Genomic DNA, 23226 nt, shown 5'->3' on the forward strand with positions numbered 1-23226 from the left:
CCGTTCCCGGGCGGGCTGCGCCGGGGCTTGGGGAGCACTCCATCGGGGGGAGTCCGTGCGTGAAGACCTGGGGTTCGAGAAGCTGCTGGAGCAGGACGGCTTCTTCGCGCACCTGCTTGGCCGTTCGCCATCGGGCGCCGAGCGGAAGCAGCTGTACGGCCCCGACCTTCCCGTGGTGCTCCTCACCGGCGGCCCCGGCATGGGCAAGGGGCGCCTGCTGCGCGCCGTACGGGACGGCTTCGCCGCCAAGGTGCCGGTGATCCATCTGGACTGCGGCTCGCCGGTGTACGCGGACCGGGCGGAGCCGGAGCCGGGCGCCCGCTCGGCCGCGACGGAGGCCCTGGCCGAGGTCGCCCGGCGGCTGTGCACCTGGCAGGGGACGGGCGGCTCGTTCGCCTTCCCCCGGCTCTTCGCGGGGCTCGCGGTGATCGCGACCGGCGCCGCGGAAGGCACGCCCGAGGCGGTCGCCACGGAGGTCGAACGGTACGAGGAGCTGCCCCAGCGGCAGCGCCTGCGCGGCCTGGGGACCGGCGACTTCTGGACGGGCGTGATCCGCGGAACCGTACGGAACCTGCTGGCGGCCCTGTCCGGGGAAGAGCTCGGCCCGTACCCGGCGGCAGCGAGCAACGCCCTGCTGGACGCCCTCTTCGAACGCCTGGCGCCGCGGGGCAAGGTGGAACTGGAGCGGATCTACGGCGCGTATCCCGGCGCCGCCGGCCAGCCCAGGCATGGGTTGAGCAATCTCGCCGCCGACTTCCAAGCCGGCGGCGAGGCACGGGAGTTGGCGGAGGGCTTCCTCTTCCGGGCGCTGCGCGAGGACCTGGAGGCGGCGTACGCGTCGGCGTCCGGCTGGCTGCGCCGGGTCGGCCGCCCGGGGCTGCTGCTGGACCACGCCGAGTCGCCACTGGGGGAGGGGCTGCTGCGCGCCGTGCTCACCGACCGCCGGGGCGGGCAGCGCGACCGCGTGGTGATCGTCGGCACGGCGCGCCGCGCCGACGGCGGCGCCTTCCTGCACGCCGGGCTGCCACCCGAGGACGTGGTGCCCCCGGCCGCGTTCCGGCCCGCCGACGGCGGCCCGCCCGCCTGGTCCCGGCGTACCGGCGAGGGTGCGGACCGCGCGCCGCTGGCCGACGGGGTGCTGCTGCTGCGCATGCCCCTCCTGACCGGGGACAGGACGCGCAAGGAGACCGAGCGCATGCAGACGCGCGCGGAGCCGGAGGGCGGCGCCAACCGCCGCCGCATCGACGCCGCCGTCACGCGGCTGAGCGGCGGGCGGCCGCACACGGTGATCCGGCTGGCCGCCGCTGCCGCCGCCTTCCGGATGCCCGCCGACGCCAACGACCGGGACGTACTGGATGCCCCGCTGCGGCTCCCCGGCGAGAGCGCCCCCGAGCGGCCGGTGGCTCAAGTGCTGCTCCAGGAGCTCGTCCTGGAGCAGCTGCCGGTGGGGCTGCCTGCCGAGCACCGTGACCACTGGCTGGATCTGCTCACGCATCTGTCGGTGGCGCACGACGAGGAGTGCGCGGACGTACTGCTGCGTCACCATCAGGCGGGCCGCGTGCACCGTTTGACGGCACATCAGGTCTCGACGCTGCTCACCGACACCGGATGGCCCAGCTGCGAACGGCACTTCATCGCGGACTTCGGGCTGCGCCAGATGCTGGTGCACCGGCTGTACGGGCTGCGCCCCGGCGGCGCCGCCTGGCACGCCGACCACCACCTGCTGCGGGACCACTACGCGGCACGGGCGGAGGCGGACGAGGGGGCCGGGGGCGGGGGCGGAACGGACGCCGGGGCGGACGTGCGTGCGGACGAACAGGCGCCGGACGGCGGCGCGTTCCGTTCGGTCACGACGCACCGGATGAACCACCACCTCGTCTCCGGCGGCGCGGACGACGTCGTCCGCCATCTCGCGGGCACGCTGCCCGGACGCCCCGCGGAGTGGTGCGCGGAGCTGCTGGACATCGCGCAGGCGCCGTATCCGGGCGACGCGGACGGCCGCCGGGAGCGCGCCCAGGGCCTGGTGGTCGCGGACGGACCGGCCCTGCACCGCACCGTCGACCAGCTCCTGCACGCGGTGTGGCTGTGCGAGGAGCGGACCAGGCCGACGGGACGGGAGACGGCGAGCACGCTGGCCAAGCTGCTGAACCTCCTGTCGATCATGGACTTTCCCGGAGCCGGAAAGCTCAGCAAGACGGCTACCGAATGGAGCGGCCTGGCCGCGAACGACCAGCCGCTGCGGCGCTGCACCTGCACCGAACAGCTCGGGCGAAGGAGATAACGGGGATGCCCAGATGGAAGAAGATCCTCTACGCGCTGCTGGCCGTGGGGACGGTCACGGCGTGCGTCTGGCTCGCGGTGTCCATCATCCAGAAGCCCGACACGTGCGTCGACGGGATCGAGCGGATCGGCGGCGAATGCGTCGGCGTCAGCGGCGACGGCTACGACTTCGGGACGCCGGAGATACGGGACGTCGCCAAGGCCGTCGCACGCCAGAACAAGAAGATCGACGACGAGCCGCACGTCACGGTGGCGGTGATGCTGCCGCTCCAGTCGGACAAGGCGACCCTGCGCCGGCAGATGCGCAGCGACCTGCAGGGCGCGTATCTGGGTCAGTTGCAGGCCAACGAGGGCGAGGGGGAGCCGCCGAAGATCCGGCTGGTGCTGGCCAACCCCGGGCGGGCCTACGGCCACCAGGACAAGGTCGTGGACACCCTGCTGCGGATGGCCGACTCGCCAGAGGACCGGCTCCGGGCCGTGACGGGCTTCAACCTCAGCCTCGACGACACCGAGGCGGCGATCGAACGGCTCACCAGGCACAAGGTCCCGGTGCTCGCCTCCCGGATCAGCGGGGACCGGCTCGCGAACGAGGACCGTACGGACGGGACGGCGAAGCCGCGGTTCCCCGGCCTGGCCCGTGTCATCCCCACCAACCACGACGCGGCACAGGCACTGGCCAACTTCAACGGCGAACGCGGCCGGGAGGACCGCAAGACGGTGCTGGTCTACGACAGGCGCCGCGACGGCTACAACGAGTCGCTGGCGAAGGCGTTCAGCGGCATCGAGGAGAAGGGTCCGTCCGGTCCCGCGGCGATGCCCTTCGAGTCCCCGGGGATCGACGAACCCGGCTCGACCGGCAACCAGTTCACCCAGACCGCCAACAACATCTGCGACTCCGGCGCCGACACCGTCTACTTCGCGGGCCGCACGCTGCACTTGAGGATCTTCGCGCTCAAGCTCGCCCAAGTGGACTGCGAGGACCGGCACTACACCATCGTCGCCGGCTCCGACGCCGCGTCGCTGCGGCAGAGCATGACGGAGAAGGACTGGGAACAGCTGCGCGGCGAGGAGGGCGAGCCGAAGGTGACGGTGCAGTACGCCGCCCCCGCGCATCCGGACGCCTGGCGCGCGGAGCTGGCCGACTGGCACGAGAAGTGGGACGCGGACCACGACCGCGAGCCCACCGAGGAGGAGCTGCCCCAGTACCTCACCGAGCCCGAAGCGGCCCTGGAGACCCTGAAGAAGCGGATCGAGACCACGCGCAGCGAGGGCGTACGGCTCGGCTCCGTACCGAACCTGGAGGACTCCCGGACGATGCTCGTCTACGACGGTCTCGTCACCATCGGCAAGGCGCTGCACCAGGCGCAGGAAGGCGGCGCCGAGGCGGTGCCCAGCCGCGCGGACGTCGGCAGCCAGTGGTCGCTGTTCCACTCCCGGCACCGGGTGCGGGGCACGAGCGGCCTGATCTGCCTGACCAGCGGCGGCAACGCGTACGACAAACCGGCGGCGGTCGTCGAGCTGGATCCGGGCCGGGAGGGCCTGGGCAAGCTGAAGTTCGTCGGCCTGGGCTGGCCGGCCGGGCGGGAACAGCCGGAGAACTGCGTGATCCCCAGTATCCGCTGAGGCTTTCGCGTGAGTTGGCTTGAAAAGACGTCGGCAAATGATCACAGCTGTAGCCTGAGTGAGAAGGCCCATTCCCCCTCAGTGATAATGGATTTGGAATAACCATGGATACGACGATCGAATTGCGAACGGATGCGGGTGCGGGGAGTGGTCAGACGTCCATTCGCTCCGTTCTCAAGGCGCTGCGCAATGACCCGGAGTTGCGGCTGCGTACCGCGGACATGGAACCCGCATCCGGCGAGCCGGACGATATGGGACTCGGGGAGGAGATTCTGCGCCTGGTCTTCGACTCGCAGCTGACGGCCGCCTTGGCCGGAGCGCTGGCGACCTGGCTGACCACGCGCAGCCGGCACGTCAAACTGCATGTCAAGAAGGGCGATCACGAGCTTGCGGTGGAGGCCGACCGCCCAGAGGACGCGGACAAGCTGTTCAATGACATCCGCGAGTTCATGGCGCGGGAAACCGATCAATGATGCTTCCGCGGCTTGAACAGACGAGGATCGCACTGATCGGTAGCACGCACTTCCCCGAAGACGAGCGACTGTACGAGTTGCCCGCGGTCGCGAACAACCTGAAATCATTGCGAGACATCTTCGTGGACCCCCGCTTCCTGGGCGTTCCGGCGGAGAACTGCCAGACGCTGTACGACCCCGCCACAGCCCGGGAAGTCGACGAGTGGTTGGTTCCCCTCGCACAGGAGCCGGGCGACCTGCTCCTGGTCTATTACGCCGGGCACGGAGTGCTGGGCGAGGACGACGAGTTGTACCTGACGGTGCGGGACTCGGTCCAGGCGCACATCTACCGCAACGGAGTCCCGTTCACCTGGGTGAAGAACGCCATCCTGAACAGTCCGGCCAAATCGCGGATTCTCGTCCTCGACTGCTGTTTCAGCGGCAACGCCTTCTCGCGGATGGGGGCCTCAGCAGGGGCCGCGCTGCGGCAGGTCGACATCGAGGGGACCCACGTGCTGACCGCCACAGGCCCTGGGTACACGGCGAAAACGCCGGATGACCAATCGATGACTGCATTCACCGGTGAGGTGATCGAACTGCTGACGTCCGGAATAGCCGGCGGGCCGCAGTACCTGTCGATCGGGTACATGTTCCCGTTCCTCGAACGCAGCCTTGTCTCCTGCGGATTGCCGCGCCCGCACCAGCAGACAAAAGGAACAGCCAGTCATCTCGGTATCTCACGCAACGTAGCCTTCAATGCCAAGGGCAGCGAACCGGGCGCTGACCCCGCTATGTTCCTTCCGGAAGTGTCCGAAGCTGTGCGCCCGCAAACCCCGGCTTCGATGTCGGCCAAGAATCGGGTGAAGCAGCTACGGGGGCTCTACCCCACGTACTCACCTCGGGCCTACGACAGGCTGGTGGCGTTCTTTGAAAACGAAGGACGTCCGCAGGACGTGCAATACATCCGTGCCGCCAAAGCCCGGCACTTCTACGAAGACGCACCGATTTCGCAACGAATCGTGGGTTGGTTTTTCCGTGCGCTTGTCGGTTACGGATACCGTCTGTACAGGCTGTTCGGGTGGTACATGATCACCCTGGCCTTCGGGACGGCGTGGTTCTCCAGAACTCCGCCTGCCGCCATCAGCGAGGGCGAGTCACCGCGTTGGGACCCGCTGACGTATACGCTGGACCTCATCTTTCCTTTGTTTGATTTTGGATCGGCAGATGCTTGGGACCCAGTGGGGACCAGTCGCTGGGTGGCTGTACTCCTGCAAGCGTTCGGCTGGGCCTGCGCAGTGGCATTAGCAGCCGCATTCGTAAAGCGCATGAAGGACCGGGACTGACAAGGACGCCGAAGCGCTCCGGGCTCGCCATCGCAGAGACTCAAGACCAAAGGTCCGCGCGCGCGAGATCTGACCACGCCGATTCCCCGGCTCACCCCTTGACCAGCGTCGCGCCGGAAGCCGGTGCGGTGGTGATGCGCGCCGCGCGGCAGTGCCCCGAATCCTCCAGCGCGGCCGCGATCACGGAGGCCGAGCCGGAGTCCCCGGCAAGGAACGCGCACGTCGGGCCCGAGCCGGAGACCAGCGCGGCGAGGGCGCCGGCCGCGGTGCCGGTCTTGAGGGTGTCCGTGAGCGACGGGCGCAGTGAAACGGCCGCCGCCTGAAGGTCGTTGGTGAGCGACGCGGCCAGTGCCGCAGCGTCACCCGTGCGCAGGGCGTCGAGCAGCTCCGGCGAAGGCCGCGGCTCCGGTACGGAGTCGGCGTCCGCGCCCGTGCCGGCGGCCTCCCGCAGCCTGTCGCACTCGCGGTAGACGGCAGGTGTGGACAGGCCGCCGTCCGCGACCGCGAACACCCAGTGGAAGGTGCCGCCGGTCTCCAGCGGCGTCAGCAGCTCGCCACGCCCCTGACCCAGTGCGGCCCCGCCCACCAGGGCGAACGGCACGTCGGACCCCAACTCCGCGCCGAAAGCGCGCAGTTCGTCCTGTGGCGTACGGGTCTCCCACAGCGCGTCGCACGCCAGCAGCGCACCCGCCGCGTCGGCGCTGCCGCCCGCCATGCCGCCCGCGACGGGGATGTCCTTGGCGATGTGCAGCCGCACGTGCGGCTCGCGCCCGTGCCGTTCGGCGAGCAGCCGGGCGGCGCGCGCCGCGAGGTTGCTCCCGTCAAGCGGCACGTGCCGGGCGTCCGGTCCCGAGACCGTGATCTGGACGCCCTGGCCGCCGTCCGCCGGGCTCGCGGTGACCTCGTCGTGGAGGCCGACGGCGAGGAAGACGTTGGCCAGGCCGTGGAAGCCGTCCGGGCGCAGACCGCCCACCGCCAGCTGGACGTTGACCTTCGCGGGCACTCGCGCGGTCACCCCGTCCGTACCTGCTCCCGTACCGCCCCTACCTGCGTCCGTACCTGCTCCCGTACCCGTGGTCACCTGCTCACCTCTCACGCGGCCCTGCCTGCTTGAGGGCGTCCCCGTGCTTCGCGCCGTGCTCCGCGATCGCGGCGAACTCCCCGACCGTCAGCTGCTCTCCGCGCGCACGCGGCGAGACGCCCGCACTCGTCAGGGCCTCCTCGGCCGCCGCGGCCGAACCCGCCCACCGGGCGAGCGCCGAACGCAGAGTCTTGCGGCGCTGCGCGAACGCCGCGTCCACGACGGCGAAGACTTCGTCACGTGTGGCGCTGGTGCGCGGCGGATCACGGCGTACGAGCGAGACCAGACCGGAGTCCACATTCGGCGCGGGCCAGAAGACGTTACGCCCGATCGCGCCCGCCCGCTTCACCTCGCAGTACCAGGACGCCTTGACCGACGGCACACCGTAGACCCTCGAACCGGGCGGCGCCGCAAGGCGGTCGGCGACCTCCGACTGCACCATGACCAGGCCGTGCCGCAGCGTCGGGAAGACCGCCAGCATCTGCAGCAGCACCGGAACGGCCACGTTGTAGGGGAGGTTGGCCACCAGCGCGGTGGGCGGCGGCCCCGGCAGCCGCGTCACATGCATCGCGTCCGCGTGCACGAGCGCGAAGTCCCCGGCGCGCTGCGGCAGCCGTGCCTCGACGGTGGCCGGAAGACCGGCGGCCAGCGCGTCGTCCAGCTCGACGGCGACGACGCGCTGTGCGGTCTGGAGGAGCGCGAGAGTGAGCGATCCGAGGCCGGGCCCGACCTCCAGCACGACGTCGTCGGCGTGGATGTCCGCCGTGCGCACGATTCTGCGCACCGTGTTGGCGTCGATGACGAAGTTCTGCCCGCGCTGCTTCGTGGGCCGCACGCCCAGGGCACCGGCCAGCTCGCGGATGTCCGCGGCGCCCATGAGTGCGTCCTGGCGGTCGTCCGGCGCGTGCCCGGCGCCGGGTGCGTGCCCGACGACGTGCCCGTTCCCGGCGCCGGGCTCGTGATCAGGGTCGTGGGCTGCGGTCACCTGGCCAGTTTACGGCCGCAGAACGGCCACGGACTCGCCCCCTCCGAGACGTACAGCTTCTTCGCGCGGTACGTCTGCTCCTGCGCGGGAGCGTCCTGCGGGCGGCCGCTGCCACCCATCGCCTGCCACGTAGGGGTGTCGAACTGGTAGAGCCCGCCGTGGTGTCCCGAACCGTCCACGGCGGTGGGGCGGCCCCCGGACTCGCAGTGCGCCAGCGCCGCCCAGTCGAGGTGATCGGCGCCCGGAACGGACTGCGGCAGCGGCCGGGTGCCCACGCGGATGATCTGCTTGCGGGGATGCCGCAGCACCTCGACGGCGATGCGACGCGGCTTCTCCCGTACGCCGTTGACCGTACGCAGCCGGTAGGTGACGCGGCGGATGCCCGTGCTGCCCGCCCGCGCCACGACCTCGGTGCCCTGCAGCAGCCCGGGGTCGGCATGCCGCACGGTCTTGAAGGCGATCCGCTCCTCCTTCACCTTCTCCCTGCCGGTGATCCTCATCACCGTGATGGTCTGCCCGTCCCGCGGGAAGCTGTCCATCGGCGCGGAAGTGGTGTCCAGGCCGTCCAGTTGGATGCCGGTCTCCGCGAGGGCTTCGAGGACGGTTCCGGCGTTCGTGCGGACGGTCCTCTCGTCGCCGTCCGCGATGAAGGTGACGCTGCGCTCCGTACGGACTTCCAGCTTGAGGCCGCTTCTCGGGATGTCCGCGCTGGGCGCGAGCGACAGGGACGCGCCCCGGGTCCGTACGCCCATGCGCCGCAGCGCGTCCTCCACCGTGCGTTCCGTCGTCCACACCTGGCGCCGCGTGCCGTCGAGAGTGAGGTCGAGTGGGCGGCCGTGGCTGAAGGAGATCTCGTCGCCGTCGGCGACGGGCTGGTGCGGGGACGGGCCGACGGCGTCGTGTTCGCCGAGCTGTACGCCTTCCTCCGCGAGGAGTTCACCGACGTCGTCGGCGAAGGTGTGGAGCGTGCGGGGCGTGCCGTCGACGCTGAACTCGACCTCCTTGTCGTGCGCGACGAAGGCGGAGGTGCCGCCCGCGAGGAACGCGACGACGAGGGCCTGCGGCACAAGCCGGCGCAGCACCTCGGGGCGCTGGGCGGCCTTCTGCGCGCGGGCCGCGCGGCGGGCGGCGGCGCGGCCGCCCTCGGGGCGGACGGGGTCCGGGCGGGGGTCGGGGCGGGGGTCGGGTGCCGGCTGGGGTGCGGGCCGCGGTGCGGGCGGGGCCGCGTGGCGGGCCCGGCCGGAACGCTCGTAGGACGGGCGGTAGGTGTCGTACGGATTCCGCGCGTGGCGCGCCGGCGGCACGGGCGGGGGAGCGGGGGCCGGAGCGGTGGCGGGCACGGGCGTCGCGGACTGCGAACCCGGCCGCCGGAGCGGCGGGTTCTGCGGGCTCCGCGGATTTTGCGGGCTCTGCGGGCTCTGCAGGCCTTGTGCGTTCTGCCGGCTTCGCGGATACGGCGGGCCCGGCTGACCCTGCCGATTCGGCGGACTCTGCGGACCCTGCGGATACGGACCGTGCTGCGGATACGGCGGCGTCTGCTGCGGCTGCCCGTACGGCCGGCGCAGACCGTGGGGCGGTGCCGGGGCGTACACCGGCGGCGCGTACGAGGAGGGCGAAGGAGGTGAGGAAGGTGCGGGAGGCGAGGCAGGCGGGGAAGGCGGCGAAGGCGGCGAAGGCGGCGAAGGGAGGCCCGGACGGACCGTGAGGCCCAGGACAGCGCCCGGGTGGTCGTCGTACCGCTGCTCCGGTACGCGCGGCGACGCCTTGGTCTGCCCCCCGCGCGCACCCCGGCCCCCGAAGCCCCCACGGCGCACCGCGCGATGACTTCCCTGCGTCTGGCTCAACACGCGCTCCAAGTTCCGGCGGGATGTCGCGCGGACTGTAGCCGGAGCGCCGGTCACTCTCCAAAGTCGGTTGGTCACAAAGGGTTGTTGTGCGGCCGTACTCCGAGCCCCGCCGGGGGCAGTGCTCAACAGCCGAAGGCTCGCGCCGTGTTGGCGGCCACGTGCTCTGCCAGCGAGTCTTCGGACATGCCCTTCGTCTCGGCCATCGCCCGCAGCGTGACCGGAACGAGGTACGGCGCGTTAGGCCGTCCGCGGTACGGCGCCGGGGTCAGGAAGGGCGCGTCGGTCTCCACGAGGACCAGTTCGGGAGGCGCCACGGCGAGCGCGTCGCGCAGCGGCTGCGCGTTCTTGAAGGTGACGTTGCCGGCGAAGGACATGAACCAGCCCCTGGACGCGCAGTGCGCGGCCATCTCCGCGTCGCCGGAGAAGCAGTGGAAGACGGTGCGCTCCGGCGCTCCCTCCTCGTCGAGGATGCGCAGCACGTCGGCGTGCGCGTCGCGGTCGTGGATGACGAGCGCGCGGTCCTGCCGCTTGGCGATCGCGATGTGCGAGCGGAATGAATCCTGCTGCGATCCGATCCCGTCCTCGCCCGTACGGAAGTAGTCCAGCCCCGTCTCACCGACGGCCAGCACCTGCGGCAGCGCGGCGAGCTTCTCGATCTCCGTGAGGGAGGACTCCAGTTCGCCGCGTGCGGCGGCGCGCGGCGCCTCGTTGGGATGGAGGGCCACCGCGGCGTGCACGGCGGGGTGTTCGGCCGCCGTCCGGGCCGCCCAGCGGGAGCGTTCCAGATCACAGCCGACCTGGATGAGCGTGGTGACCCCGGCCGACGCCGCCGCCGCGATCGCCTCCTCCACGGAGGGCCCCTGCATGTCGAGGTGCGTGTGCGAGTCGGCGACCGGCACGCGGAGCGGTGCGGGCAGCGGCGGCGCGGGCTGCGGCTTCTGCTCCCGCTGCGTGGAAGTCGGCATGCGGCGATCCTAGGCCGCACCCCGCCGGGCCCCGCCCGCCGGGCACGGCCCTGCCGCCCCGAGCGGTCCGGCACCTCGGGCGCGGGCCATGCAGCGGCGAACCGACGGGCCCTCCCACGAGCGCCGGACCGGCTGATGGCGGCCCGGCGATGAGTGTCACGGCCCCGATCGCCCGGGCTCCGTGCCCGGCGCGCGACTCGCGGTACGCGGGCAGGGCGCCGGCCCGCCCGGCCCAGCCGGGGTCCGGCTCCGGGGCTCCCGGCCGCAGGGACCCAGGCGGCCCCGAGGCCCCGCTAGCTCTGCCGGGCCTGCCCGGCTTCCGCGTTCTTCGCCGCCACCACCGCGTCGAAGACCTCCCGCTTGGGCACGCTCACCTGCTGGGCCACCGCCGCGATCGCCTCCTTGCGGCGCTCCCCGGCCTCCTCCCGCACCGCGACCCTGCGGGCCAGCTCCGCCGCGTCCAGCTCCTCGCCGCCCCCGTCGGCGGCGCCCCCGACGACGACGGTGATCTCGCCGCGTACGCCCTCGGCGGCCCAGCCGGCCAGCTCCTCCAGCGGTCCGCGCCTGACTTCCTCGTACGTCTTGGTCAGCTCACGGCAGACCGCGGCCGGGCGGTCGGCGCCGAACGTCTCCGCCATCGCGCGCAGCGTCTCCTCCAGCCGCCGCGGCGATTCGAAGTACACCAGCGTCCGCCGCTCGTCCGCCGCCTCACGCAGCCGGGACCGCCGCTCGCCTGCCTTGCGCGGCAGGAAGCCCTCGAAGCAGAAACGGTCGACGGGAAGCCCCGACAGTGCCAGCGCCGTCAGCACCGCGGACGGTCCCGGCACCGCCGTGACGCCGATGCCCCGCCGTACGGCCTCGGCCACGAGCCGGTAGCCCGGGTCGGAGACGGACGGCATGCCCGCGTCCGTCACCAGCAGCACCCGCGAACCGGCCTCCAGCGCGTCGGCCAACTCCCCTGTGCGGGCAGCCTCGTTGCCCTCGAAGTACGACACGATCCGCCCCTGAGGACGTACCTCCAGCGCCTGTGTGAGCCGCCGCAGCCGCCGGGTGTCCTCGGCGGCGACGATGTCGGCCTCCGCCAGTTCGCGCGCGAGGCGCGGCGGCGCGTCCGCGACGTCCCCGATGGGTGTTCCGGCCAGTACGAGCGTCCCTGTCACGGCGCCCATCCTCGCAGGGGACGTGATCCTCGCCGCATGTCAGTCCCCCGCGGCCGGCCCGCCCCAGGCACCGCCCCGCGGCCCCCCGCGCGCCCGCCCCGCACAATTGCTCGGAGTTCGCGTGGCGGCAGTCCCGCCCCGGCTGGTTCCTTACGATGGCCCGGTGACGACGAGCGACACCGCAGCGGAGAGCCGGCCCGCGCCGACCCAGGACGCCCTGCCCACGTGGCAGGCCCGCCTGCGCCGCTTCGGCTACGCGGGCCGCCCCCGTACCGGCACCCGCGAGCGTCTGGTGCCGCCGTTCCCCAAGCCGGACCTGCGCATCGGCGCCGCCTTCGGCTTCTCGCCGCTCGTCTCCGCCCGCCTGGTGCGCTGGGCGGCGTGGGGCGCGCCGCTGCTGGTCGCGCTCCTCGCCGGGGTGCTGCGCTTCTGGCAGCTGGGCACGCCGCACGCTGTGATATTCGACGAGACGTACTACGCGAAGGACGCCTGGTCCCTCTTCCAGTACGGCTATGAGGGCAGTTGGCCGGAGAAGGCCAACGACAAGATCCTCGCCCCCGACCAGACGATCCCCCTCTCTCCCGAGGGCGCCTACGTCGTCCACCCCCCCGCCGGGAAGTGGATCATCGGCCTCGGTGAGTCGCTGTTCGGCCTGGAGCCCTTCGGCTGGCGCTTCATGACCGCCCTGCTCGGCACGCTGTCGGTGCTGATGCTGTGCCGCATCGGCAGGCGCCTGTTCCGGTCCACCACGCTGGGCTGCCTCGCGGGGGCGCTCATGGCGGTGGACGGGCTGCACTTCGTGATGAGCCGCACCGCGCTGCTCGACCTGGTGCTCATGTTCTGGGTGCTGGCTGCCTTCGGCTGTCTGCTGCTGGACCGCGACCGTACGAGAGCGAAGCTCGCGGACGCGCTGCCTGCCGAGGCGTACCAGCCGTACGCGGCGTCCGAGGCGTACGCGGGCGCCGCCGTCGGGGCGCAGGGGAACGGCCACGCGGGCTCCGCCGCGGCCGAGCCGCCGTCCGGGGTCTCCTCCGCAGCCGCGTCCGGCATCCCGTCCGGCATCCCGTCCGGTCCAGCGAACCGCGTTCCGCGCGGCGGCGCGGACGTACGTCCCGACCCGGAGACCGGCGCGCGCCTGTCCTTCGGTCTGCGCCCCTGGCGGCTGGCGGCCGGCCTCTGCCTTGGCCTCGCCTTCGCCACCAAGTGGAACGGCCTCTACATCCTCGCCGCCTTCGGGCTGCTCACCGTCCTGTGGGACATGGGCGCACGCCGTACGGGCGGAGCGCCACGGCCGTTCCTCGCGATGCTCCGCAAGGACGCGCTGCCGGCGTTCGCCTCAACGGCCGTCGTCGCCTTCGGCACGTACGTCGCGACCTGGGCCGGCTGGTTCGCCACCGCCGGCGGCTACTTCCGCGACTGGGCGGAGAAGGACGGCGCCGGCGGCCCCTGGGGTTGGCTGCCCGGGCCGCTGCGCAGCCTGTGGCACTACGAGGCGGAGGTCTACGACTTCCATGTGGGCCTGACCTCCGGTCACACCTACGAGTCCAACCCGTGGAGCTGGCTGGTCCTGGGCCGCCCCGTCTCGTACTTCTACGAGTCGCCCAAGGCCGGCCGCGACGGCTGCCCGTCGGCACAGACGGAGGGCTGCGCCCGCGAAGTGCTCGCGCTCGGCACGCCGTTGCTGTGGTGGGCGGCCTGCTTCGCGGTGGCGTACGCGCTCTACCGCTGGCTGCTGCGGCGCGACTGGCGCGCCGGTGCCGTGCTGTGCGGCATCGCGGCGGGTTATCTGCCGTGGTTCATGTACCAGGAGCGCACGATCTTCCTCTTCTACGCGGTCGTCTTCGTGCCGTTCCTCTGCCTCGCCCTGGCGATGGCGGCCGGAGGCCTGGCCGGGCCACCGGGCGTGGGGGAGCGCAGGCGCAGCGCGGGGATCGTCGGCACCGGCATCCTGGTGCTGCTCATCGTGTGGAACTTCGTCTACTTCTGGCCCATCTACACGGGCGAGACGCTCCCCATGGACGCCTGGCGCAACCGGATGTGGTTCGAGACCTGGATCTGAGCCTTGCGCGGGCGTGATCAGAGCGACGCCGGAGTGAAGCCCGAGTGACGCCGGATGAACGGAAGTTGAACCGTGCTGGACACGGCAGGTGCTCCCGTAAGGTTCCGGTTCTGGCCCGCCCCCTGATCTGGTGATTATTCGAATCCGCATCCCGTCCATATGCGGCCTAACCCGGATACCGGGGGCACGTGATGTTGCGCGCGTGCTCTAGGGTGCCTCGGACAGGTCCTCGGCCGCATGGCTGAGGCGGGGTGGAGGGGCAGATTCTCAGATGCGTGACACTCAGAAGATGGCGCTGATCGGTGGCGCCGCCGCAGTCGTCGTCGGTGCGACCGGCTTCGGCGTCTACGCACTCGTCGGAGGTGAAGGCAACGGAGGCGGCAACGGCAGCGTCGCCTCGGACAACGGCAACGGTGAGGACAAGGCCGAGAAGGGCCCGCCCAGTGCGTCCGAGGTCCGCACCACCGCGAAGCGGTTCCTGACCGCCTGGTCCTCCGGCGACGCGCAGAAGGCCGCGAAGCTGACCGACGACAAGGCGCAGGCAGCCGAGCGGCTGAAGGGCTTCAAGGCCGACGCCCGCGTCGCCAAGATCAAGCTGTCGCAGGGTTCCGCTTCCGGTACGAAGGTGCCGTTCGACGTGACGGCTCAGATCTCCTACGCACAGCAGAGCGCCACGTGGTCCTATGCCTCCTCCCTGGAGGTCGTACGGGACAAGAAGAGCGGCGACCCGGTCGTCGAGTGGAAGCCGACGGTGCTGAACCCGAAGCTGAAGGAAGGCCAGTCGGTCAAGACCGGCAAGGCGGGCACCCCGCCGATCAAGGCCGTCGACCGCAACGGCGCCGCACTGTCCAAGGAAGAGCACCCGATGCTCGGGAGCATCCTCGACGACCTGCGCAAGCGTTACGGCGACAAGACCGACGGCACGCCCGGCGTCGAGACCCGCATCGTCGACGGCAAGGGCAAGGACACCGGCACGACCCTGCGCACCCTTTCCAAAGGCACGCCCGGCACTCTCAAGACGACGCTCGACAAGGACATGCAGGTCGCGGCCGAGCAGTCCGTCAAGGGCAAGCCGAAGGCGGCGGCCGTGGCCGTCCAGCCCAGCACCGGCGAAGTGCGGGCCGTGGCCAACTCGCCCGCGGAGAGCTACAACAACGCCATCCGCGGTTCGCTCGCGCCCGGCTCCACGATGAAGGTCGTCAGCGCCGCGATGCTGCTGGACAAGGGTCTCGCCGCGCCGGACAAGCCGCACCCGTGCCCCAAGTACGAGACGTACGGCGGCTGGAAGTTCCGCAACGACGACAAGTTCGAGATCAAGGACGGGACGTTCGCGCAGAGCTTCGCCCGCTCCTGCAACACCGCCTTCATCAGCCAGGCCAAGGAGCTGGAGGACGACGACCTGACCAAGGAGGCCCGTGACGTCTTCGGCATCGGCATGAACTGGCAGGTGGGCACCGGCACTTTCGACGGCAGCGTGCCCGTGCAGTCCGACGCGCAGATGGCGTCCTCCCTGATCGGCCAGGGTGCCGTGCGGATGAACCCGCTCAACATGGCGTCGGTCGCGGCGACCGTGCAGAGCGGCACCTTCAAGCAGCCGGTGATCGTCTCGCCGTCGCTGGACGACCGTAAGATCGCGAAGGCCGCGCGCACCATGAAGCCGCAGGCCCACAGCGACCTGAAGGGTCTGATGAAGCTCACGGCCGCGAGCGGCACCGCCGCGAAGCCGATGGCGGGGCTCAGCGGTGACGTCGGTGCCAAGACCGGCTCGGCGGAGGTCGACGGGCAGAAGAAGCCGAACGCCTGGTTCACCGCGTACAGCGGCGACATGGCGGCGGCGGCCGTGGTCCCCGACTCCGGGCACGGCAACGAGAACGCCGGTCCGGTCGTGCGCAAGATGCTCGACGCGGCGGCGGGCTGAGCCCGGCCCCTGCCCCTGCGGCGCGAAGAGCGTCAGCACAGCGCAACACAGCACAAGCGCAGAGCGAGCGGTGCCTCCCGGCATATCCGGGAGGCACCGCTCGTCGTGTGCCGTGTGCCGGAAGAGGGGAAACGGCGTCGCGCGGGCGGGGGCCCGGCGGGTAGCGTCCGCCCCATGAGCAGCACACCCGCAGCCCATCCGCGCTTCGCGGAGGCCTTGTCGGCCATGGGCCTGAACGTCGAGATCCGTGCCTTCCCCGACGCCACCCGCACCGCGGCGCAGGCCGCCGAGGCGGTCGGATGCGAGCTGAGCCAGATCGTCAAGTCGCTGGTCTTCGAGGCCGACGGCGAGCCTGTCCTCGTACTGATGGACGGGTCGTCCCGAGTCGATGTAGCCCTCGTACGGGCCGAGTTGGGCGCGGAGGCCGTACGCCGCGCCGACGCGGCGCTGGTGCGCGAAGCGACCGGTTACGCGATCGGCGGTGTGCCGCCCTTCGGCCACGTCACGCAGACGACGCGGGTGCTCGCCGACCGCGGACTGCTCGCGCACGACGTGGTCTGGGCCGCCGCCGGCACCCCGCACACGGTCTTCGCCCTGGCCCCTGACGAGCTGATCGCGCACGCGCGGGGCTCGGTCGTGGACGTACGCGAGCAGACCGCCGACGTTCCGTGACGCCGCTGGTCGTCGCGGCGGTGCTGGCGGCCGCCGTCACGCACGCCGCCTGGAACGCCCTCGCGCACCACATCAAGGACCAGTTGCTCGCCTTCACCCTCGTCGGCGGAGGCGGTGCGCTGTGCGGGCTGGTGCTCGCGTGCTTCGTGCCGCTGCCGGCGCCTCAGGCGTGGCCTGCGCTGACGGTCTCCGCGGTGCTGCACGTCGTCTACCAGCTGCTGCTGATGCGGTCGTTCGGGCTCGGCGACTTCGGTCAGATGTACCCGGTCGCCCGGGGCACGGCACCGCTGGTCGTCACCGTGCTCGCCGCGTTCTTCCTCCAGGAGCTGCCGGACGCCTGGCAGTTGACGGGTGTGGCGGTCGCCTCGGCGGGGCTGCTCGGCGTCGCCCTGTGGGGGATCCGGGGCAGGCGGGGTGCGTCGGCCGGGCCCGCTTCCTCCCGTTGGCCCGCACTGGCCGCGGCCGTGGCGACCGGCTTGGCCATCGCCTCGTACACCGTCGTCGACGGTGCCGGGGTACGCGCCTCGGGCTCCGCACTCGGCTATGTGGCATGGCTGATGCTGCTGCAGAGCGTCGCCATCCCCGCGTACGCGGTCGCCACCCGCCGAAGGGCGCTCCTCGCCCAGCTCCGGCCACTCGCCGTACGGGGGTTGACGGCCGGCGCGCTCTCCCTGGCGGCCTACGGACTGGTCCTCTGGGCGCAGACGCGGGCGCCCCTTGCGCCCGTCGCCGCCCTGCGCGAGTCGTCGATCATCGCGGGAGCGGCCATCGGCGCGCTCTTCTTCAAGGAGCGCTTCGGCACTCCGCGCGTGGCCGCGTCCGCGCTGATGGTCGGCGGCATAGCCCTGATGCTGCACGGCGGCTGAACGCGGGCGGGGACCAGGGCGCCCGTGCCCGGCTCAGACCTCGTAGTCGTCCCAGCTGTCCTTGTTGAAGCCGGAATGGCTGCTCATCAGGGCAACCAGCGCGGCGAGCACTCTCTGGTCCCACCCGTCGGACAGGACGTTCAAGCCGTCGCTCCGCCAGTCGAGAGCCAGTTGCCCGTCCAGCCTGAAGCGCGTACGTACGGGTATCCGGGGCACATCGGGCGAGCCGAACGCGATGAAGACCCAGAACGGCAGCAGCAGCCACCACACGCAGTGCCAGAACACCCGGCCCTTGACACCGACGGCGGCCCGCCGCCCCGTCTGCTGAACGCTCCACCGGGCTCTGATCCGTCCCCCCGCGAACGCCTTCTGCCGTGTGACGAGCGCGAGTTGTTCACCTGCGGGTCCGAAGACCTCGTACGTCGCCACCCGTCCGCCCCCCGGCTGGGTCACCACCTGGGCGACGCGCTGCGCCCGGTACGGGTCGGCCCACAGATCGAAACCGCGGGTCCCGTCCTTGCGGGCTTTGCGGTACTCCTCGGCGCCGCCGGGAGGGAGTGCGCGCTCGACGCGTGCGACCGTCCACGCCGACCCGTCCTCGACGGCGCCAGGTGCCTCACTGCCGCTGCGTATCTCCCGGAAGACCCGTCCGTCGGCCGGCGGCTCCCACTCAGCGCGGGCTCCCGTGGTGTCCGGCACCGGATTGAACAGCCAGAACCTCTCCATGCTTCCCCGTCCCCCTGAACCACGTAGTCCCCCTGAACCACGTATCCGTACGGCGCCCGGACAGCTCGGCGGGCGCCGGGGCGGACTCTACCCAGCGGGGCGGACGGGGTCTGCCGGGACCTCAGTACCCTGGAGGGCTGATGCCCGGGTCCCCGTGCCGTGAAGGAGTGAGATGGCCGTCAACCTCGTCAATCTGGAAGCCGTGGGCAAGGTCTACGGCACCCGGGCGCTGCTCGACGGCGTCTCGCTCGGGGTGAGCGAGGGCGACCGCATCGGCGTCGTCGGGCGGAACGGGGACGGCAAGACCACCCTGATCAGGCTGCTGTCCAAGCTGGAGCCCGCCGACGACGGGCGCGTGACGCACTCGGGCGGACTGCGCCTGGGTGTGCTGACGCAGCACGACTCCCTGGACCCGGCCGCGACCGTACGGCACGAGGTCGTCGGCGACATGGCCGACCACGAGTGGGCGGGCGACGCCAGGATCCGCGACGTGCTGACCGGGCTCTTCGGAGGCCTCGGCCTGCCCGGCTTCCCGCAGGGCCTCGACACCGTCATCGGGCCGCTCTCCGGCGGCGAGCGGCGCCGCATCGCCCTGGCTCAACTGCTCATCTCCGAACAGGACTTGATCGTCCTCGACGAGCCCACCAACCACCTGGACGTCGAGGGCATCGCCTGGCTCGCCGCCCATCTGCGGGCGCGGCGCTCGGCGCTGGTGTGCGTGACGCACGACCGCTGGTTCCTGGACCAGGTGTGCACGCGGATGTGGGACGTGCAGCGCGGCGGGGTGCACGAGTACGACGGCGGTTACTCCGACTACGTCTTCGCGCGGGCCGAGCGGGAGCGCATCGCCTCGCAGGAGGAGGCCAAGCGGAAGAACCTGATGCGCAAGGAACTGGCCTGGCTGCGCCGCGGCGCCCCCGCCCGTACGAGCAAGCCGCGCTTCCGCGTCGAGGCCGCCAACGCGCTCATCGCGGACGAACCGCCGCCCCGCGACGGCGCGGAGCTGATGCGCTTCGCCAACTCCCGGCTGGGCAAGACCGTCTTCGACATGGAGGACGTCTCCGTGCAGGCCGGGCCCAAGGTGCTGCTGAAGCATCTGACCTGGCAGCTCGGCCCCGGCGACCGCATCGGTCTCGTCGGCGTCAACGGCTCCGGCAAGACGTCGCTGCTGAAGGTCCTCGCGGCGGTGGCCCGCAGCGGCGGCGAACAGCAGTCGGAGCTGGTCACGGGCGGCCGGGTCAAGGTCGGCAGGACGGTGAAGCTGGCGTATCTCTCGCAGGAGGTCGCCGAGTTGGACCCGAAGCTGCGCGTGCTGGAGGCTGTCGAGCAGGTCCGTTCGCGCGTGGACCTCGGCAAGGGGCGGGAGATGACCGCGTCGCAGCTGTGCGAACGCTTCGGCTTCGTGAAGGAGAAGCAGTGGACACCCGTGGGTGATCTCTCCGGCGGTGAGCGCCGCCGGCTGCAGATCCTGCGTCTGCTGATGGACGAGCCGAACGTGCTCTTCCTCGACGAACCGACCAACGACCTCGACATCGAGACCCTCACCCAGCTCGAGGACCTGCTGGACGGCTGGCCGGGCTCGCTGGTCGTCATCTCCCACGACAGGTTCTTCGTCGAGCGCACGACCGACCAGGTGTACGCGCTGCTCGGGGACGGCGCGCTGCGGATGCTGCCGCGCGGCATCGACGAGTATCTGGAACGGCGCGCACGGCAGCGGGAGTCGGCGCAGGCGAACGCGAACGCTCCTGCGGCGTCCCGCCCTTCGGCCTCGTCCTCGTCCTCGGCTTCGTCCTCGGCTTCGGCCTCCTCGGCCTCCTCGGCCTCCTCGGCCCCGGCGTCCGGGGCGCAGGCTCCGCGGAAACCGGCGGCGGCGGCGCGTGCGGGGCAGAAGGAGATGCAGCGCATCGAGCGTCAGCTGGACCGCATCGGCGAGAAGCAGACCGAGCTGCACGAGGCACTCGCCGAGCACGCCACGGACTTCGAACGGGTCGCGGGTCTCGACGCGGAGCTGCGCGAACTGGACTCGCAGCGCGAGAACTTGGAGTCGCGCTGGCTGGAGCTCGCCGAGAGCGGATGACGCGATGACGTACGGGCTGGGCGGCCGGCGAGGCGTGCTGCGGCCCGTACCGGCGTCGCGTCCGCCGGCCGCTCCGCTCCGTACTGGCGGCCGCTCCGCTCGGTACCGTCGGTCGTGCCGCCGCGTTCAGCCGCCCGGACCGCTACTCGCGGGTCGGTGACGGCCGCGCAACGTATGCGTCTCGGGCCCGTCTCTTCCAGTGGTTACCGGCTGGAACCGGACCGCCGGTCCGTGGTGTCCGGTGATAGAAAGACATCCGCGTACAAGCCAGCCGAAGGCGGGCCAGATGTCCGATTCGCTCCGCCCTACGGGGGCTTGAGGGGCGGACGTCCGGTCTGAACGTCAACGAGGGAATCGCTCATGTCGCAGCCGCCTCCGCCGCCCAGTCAGCCTCCCAGAGGGGATTCACCCGATCCGGAGAAGCCGGAAGAGGGCCCCGGTCTGGAGAAGAAGGAGCCTACGGGCGCCGAGGCTCCGCAGCAGCCCCCGCCGGGCGGTTTCGGCGCCCCGCCGCAGCCCCCGGCCGGCGGCTACGGCTATCCGCAGCAGCCTCCGCCGGGCGGTTTCGGGGCTCCGCCGCCACCGTCGGGTGGCTACGGCTATCCGCAGCAGCCGCCCCAGGGCGGCGGTTACGGTTACGGCTACGCGCAGCAGCCGGGTCAGCCCTACGGCCAGGGCCCCGGCACGTACCCGACGGGACCGCCCAACGGCCCCTACGGGCCCGGCGGTCCGGGCGGCCCCGCACCGGGCGGGGGCAACGGCAAGGTGATCGCGATCGTCGCGGCCGCGGTCGCCACCGTACTGGCCGTCGTCACCGTGGGATTCTTCCTGGTGAACAACGACAAGGGCACCGAGGCCAAGGACGACCCGAAGACCGGTACGAAGGGGATCGGCGGCAAGCCGGCCAGCACCGAGGGCAAGGAACTGTTCAAGATCCCCTCGCCGAAGCTCACGGATGAGGAGTCGGTGAGCGTCACCGGCGCCTGGGCCACCGACGAGATCTTCGCCAAGAGCACGGTCGACGGCATCATCGGCATGGACGCGGCCCGCGGCAAGCAGGCCTGGAAGATCGACCTCGACGGTCAAGTGTGCGCCGCCTCCCGGCACTCCACGGACGACGGCAAGACGGCGGTGGTGACCGCCGAGACCAAGTCGTCCCGCGCGGAGTGCAATCAGATCGCCGTCATCGACCTGAACAAGGGCAAGAAGCTCTGGCAGGAGAAGATGCCCAACAGCGAACGCGCCACCACGCTGGGCATGAATATGACCATCAGCCAGAACGTCGTCGCGGCCAAGTGGATCGGCGGCTCGGTGGCGTACGGGATGTCGGGCGGCACGCCGCTGTGGAAGTCCGAAGGCAGCGCCGGCGGGAGCGGCTGCCAGGACGAGGGCTTCGCGGGCGGCAAGGAGCTGATGGCGGTCGTGCAGTGCGGCAGCTACAGCGAACCGAAGCTGAAGGTCCAGAAGCTCAACCCGAAGACGGGCGAGGCGAATTGGGAGTTCGACGTGCCCAAGGGCGTGCAGAGCGCCCGGATCATCTCCTCCGATCCCGTCGTGATCGGTGTCAGCGCGGGCACCAGCTCGACCACCGATGTGATGACGGTCGGTGACGACGAGAAGCTCAAGTCCAAGATCTCGCTCGGCGACCGCAAGTACGACCCGGGATGCAGCACGGGCGTCGAGTCGTGCGCGTCCGCGGTCGTGGACCAGGACTACGTCTACCTGCCCTCGGCACGGCACCAGGGCGACGACTACGCGTCCACGAACGAGATCATCGCCTTCGACCTCGAGTCCGGAAAGCCCAAGTGGAAGTCGGACGCGGGCGAGCGGCGCACCATCACCCCCGTGCGCATGCAGGGCGGCAAGCTCATCGCGTACAAGAAGCCGACGTACGGCGCGGGCGGGCAGGTCGTCGCCGTCGACCCGGGCAAGCAGGGTGAGCAGGAGCTGTACATGCGGCACCCCGACGACAGCTCGGAGACGGAGAACAACTTCGCCGGCATCACGCTGCGCGAACCGCCCCTCTACGAGAACGGGCGCCTCTTCCTCCACCAGACCCTCATCTCGGAGCGCAGCACCGGCAGTTACGGCAAATACCTCGGCATCGGATTCGGCGCCGAGTAACCCCTGGGTGATCACCATTCGTCCGCCGTTCCTCCCACTTCTCCCCCGAAGTGGCCCGGAACGGCGGACGAACGTGTAGCTTCCGGGAGCACAGGAGGGGTCGCTCCCGCGCGCCCCAGGGCCGCCCGGGCCCCAGGGGCCTGAGGGGGCGCCCGCAGGGAGCGGCGGTGGGGGGTTGTTGCGCATGAGCGTCCGGCTCATGGTGGTGGACGATCACAGACTGCTCGCCGAGGCGCTCGCCTCGGCGTTGAAACTGCGCGGCCACCGGGTACTGGCTGCCGCGGCGCCCAGCGCGGGCGCGGCGGATCTGGTGCTGAGCAGGGCGCCCGAAGTCTGTCTGCTGGGTACGGCGGCTCCCGCCGAGGCGGGCGTCTTCGACCCGGTGATACGGATCAAGCGTGAGAAGCCGCAGATAGCGGTCGTGGTGCTGGGGCCCGTGCCCAGCCCGCGCGGTGTGGCCTCGGCGTTCGCCGCCGGCGCCTCCGGCTACGTACGGCACGACGAGCGCATCGAGGGCGTCGAGCGCGCCATGATGAAGGCACGGGCGGGGGACGCGGCGGTGGCGCCGCAGTTGCTGGCGGAGTCCTTCGCCGATCTGCTCAACCCGGCCCCCGAACCTGACGACGAGGGCGCGCGGCTCCTGCAACTCCTCACGCCCCGCGAGGTGGAGGTGCTCATGCGGGTCGCGGAGGGCGAGGACACCCGGCTGATCGCGACGGGGATGCGCATAGCGCCGAGCACCGCCCGTACGCACGTGCAGCGGGTGCTGATGAAGCTGGGGGTCGGGTCCCGGCTGGAGGCGGCGGCGCTGGCGGCCCGCACGGGGCTGCTGGAGCGGGCGTACGAGCCGGGCACCGCCGAGGAGTGACCCCGCGCCGCGGAGGCGTGGGCGGGGCGGGGGCGCGGCGTGAACTGCGAAGTGGGAACCGGGAGCTGCGAGCCCTGAACCGCGAGCCCCTGAACCGGGTGTTCTGAACCGCGGAGTCTGAACTGCCCGTGTCCGCCGGGGAATTCCCCGGTGCTGTCGTCCCCGGTGCTGCTGCCGTAC

The 23226-nt window shown here is 71.5% G+C and carries 17 protein-coding genes; 11 read left to right on the forward strand and 6 right to left on the reverse strand.

All coding sequences use genetic code 11. The annotated features are described in order from the left end of the window. Positions 1-55 precede the first annotated feature (55 nt). From ACSMXX_RS19980 to ACSMXX_RS19995, 4 genes are all read left to right on the forward strand, one after another. Positions 56-2281, forward strand: coding sequence for a hypothetical protein (locus tag ACSMXX_RS19980; protein ID WP_473180068.1), 2226 nt, complete (start codon positions 56-58; stop codon positions 2279-2281). Between the two features lie 5 nt (positions 2282-2286). Then, a complete protein-coding gene (locus ACSMXX_RS19985; RefSeq protein WP_473180069.1) occupies positions 2287-3903 on the forward strand; it encodes an ABC transporter substrate-binding protein in 1617 nt (538 codons plus the stop codon). A 104-nt stretch (positions 3904-4007) separates the two neighbouring features. After that, complete coding sequence (locus ACSMXX_RS19990; RefSeq protein ID WP_473180070.1) at positions 4008-4376, forward strand: effector-associated constant component EACC1; 369 nt, start codon at positions 4008-4010, stop codon at positions 4374-4376. Beyond that, positions 4373-5698, forward strand: coding sequence for a caspase family protein (locus ACSMXX_RS19995; RefSeq protein ID WP_473180071.1), 1326 nt, complete (start codon positions 4373-4375; stop codon positions 5696-5698). The genes ACSMXX_RS19990 and ACSMXX_RS19995 overlap by 4 nt, the downstream gene beginning before the upstream one ends. 91 nt (positions 5699-5789) lie before the next feature. On the opposite strand, the gene ACSMXX_RS20000 is transcribed toward ACSMXX_RS19995, so the two are convergent. The 5 genes from ACSMXX_RS20000 to rsmI form a co-directional block, all read right to left on the reverse strand. After that, complete coding sequence (locus ACSMXX_RS20000; protein ID WP_473180072.1) at positions 5790-6713, reverse strand: 4-(cytidine 5'-diphospho)-2-C-methyl-D-erythritol kinase; 924 nt, start codon at positions 6711-6713, stop codon at positions 5790-5792. A gap of 70 nt (positions 6714-6783) precedes the next feature. Beyond that, positions 6784-7656, reverse strand: a complete 873-nt coding sequence (gene rsmA, locus ACSMXX_RS20005; RefSeq protein WP_473184871.1) for a 16S rRNA (adenine(1518)-N(6)/adenine(1519)-N(6))-dimethyltransferase RsmA — start codon at positions 7654-7656, stop codon at positions 6784-6786. 104 nt (positions 7657-7760) lie between these two features. Further along, positions 7761-9104, reverse strand: a complete 1344-nt coding sequence (locus tag ACSMXX_RS20010; protein ID WP_473180073.1) for a ubiquitin-like domain-containing protein — start codon at positions 9102-9104, stop codon at positions 7761-7763. A 629-nt stretch (positions 9105-9733) separates the two neighbouring features. Next, on the reverse strand, positions 9734-10576 hold the full coding sequence (locus tag ACSMXX_RS20015; RefSeq protein WP_473180074.1) for a TatD family hydrolase: 843 nt from the start codon (positions 10574-10576) through the stop codon (positions 9734-9736). A gap of 293 nt (positions 10577-10869) precedes the next feature. Next, on the reverse strand, positions 10870-11736 hold the full coding sequence (rsmI, locus tag ACSMXX_RS20020; protein ID WP_473184872.1) for a 16S rRNA (cytidine(1402)-2'-O)-methyltransferase: 867 nt from the start codon (positions 11734-11736) through the stop codon (positions 10870-10872). Positions 11737-11899: 163 nt separating this feature from the next. Here rsmI and ACSMXX_RS20025 point away from each other — a divergent pair, with 163 nt between their 5' ends. The 4 genes from ACSMXX_RS20025 to ACSMXX_RS20040 all read left to right on the forward strand — a co-directional run bounded on the left by ACSMXX_RS20025 (position 11900) and on the right by ACSMXX_RS20040 (position 17251). Then, positions 11900-13795: a dolichyl-phosphate-mannose--protein mannosyltransferase gene (locus ACSMXX_RS20025; RefSeq protein WP_473180075.1), complete on the forward strand. Its 1896-nt coding sequence runs from the start codon at positions 11900-11902 to the stop codon at positions 13793-13795. Between the two features lie 271 nt (positions 13796-14066). Continuing rightward, positions 14067-15713, forward strand: coding sequence for a penicillin-binding transpeptidase domain-containing protein (locus tag ACSMXX_RS20030; RefSeq protein ID WP_473180076.1), 1647 nt, complete (start codon positions 14067-14069; stop codon positions 15711-15713). Between the two features lie 174 nt (positions 15714-15887). Next, positions 15888-16385 (forward strand): YbaK/EbsC family protein, encoded by a 498-nt coding sequence (locus tag ACSMXX_RS20035; RefSeq protein WP_473180077.1) that lies wholly within the window; start codon positions 15888-15890, stop codon positions 16383-16385. Then, on the forward strand, positions 16382-17251 hold the full coding sequence (locus ACSMXX_RS20040; RefSeq protein ID WP_473180078.1) for an EamA family transporter: 870 nt from the start codon (positions 16382-16384) through the stop codon (positions 17249-17251). Before ACSMXX_RS20035 ends, ACSMXX_RS20040 begins: the two co-directional genes overlap by 4 nt. A gap of 33 nt (positions 17252-17284) precedes the next feature. Here the strand turns inward: ACSMXX_RS20040 and ACSMXX_RS20045 are convergent, their stop codons facing one another. Then, on the reverse strand, positions 17285-17977 hold the full coding sequence (locus tag ACSMXX_RS20045) for a hypothetical protein (RefSeq protein ID WP_473180079.1): 693 nt from the start codon (positions 17975-17977) through the stop codon (positions 17285-17287). 172 nt (positions 17978-18149) lie between these two features. Between ACSMXX_RS20045 and ACSMXX_RS20050 the strand changes: the two genes are divergently transcribed. The 3 genes from ACSMXX_RS20050 to ACSMXX_RS20060 all read left to right on the forward strand — a co-directional run bounded on the left by ACSMXX_RS20050 (position 18150) and on the right by ACSMXX_RS20060 (position 23046). Continuing rightward, positions 18150-20054, forward strand: coding sequence for an ABC-F family ATP-binding cassette domain-containing protein (locus ACSMXX_RS20050; RefSeq protein WP_473180080.1), 1905 nt, complete (start codon positions 18150-18152; stop codon positions 20052-20054). A 360-nt stretch (positions 20055-20414) separates the two neighbouring features. Beyond that, entirely contained in the window at positions 20415-22178 is a 1764-nt protein-coding gene (locus tag ACSMXX_RS20055) for an outer membrane protein assembly factor BamB family protein (protein WP_473180081.1), read from the forward strand. A 184-nt stretch (positions 22179-22362) separates the two neighbouring features. Next, positions 22363-23046, forward strand: a complete 684-nt coding sequence (locus tag ACSMXX_RS20060) for a response regulator transcription factor (protein WP_473180082.1) — start codon at positions 22363-22365, stop codon at positions 23044-23046. Positions 23047-23226 lie beyond the last annotated feature (180 nt).

The sequence above is a fragment of the Streptomyces sp. DSM 116795 genome (assembly GCF_055792905.1).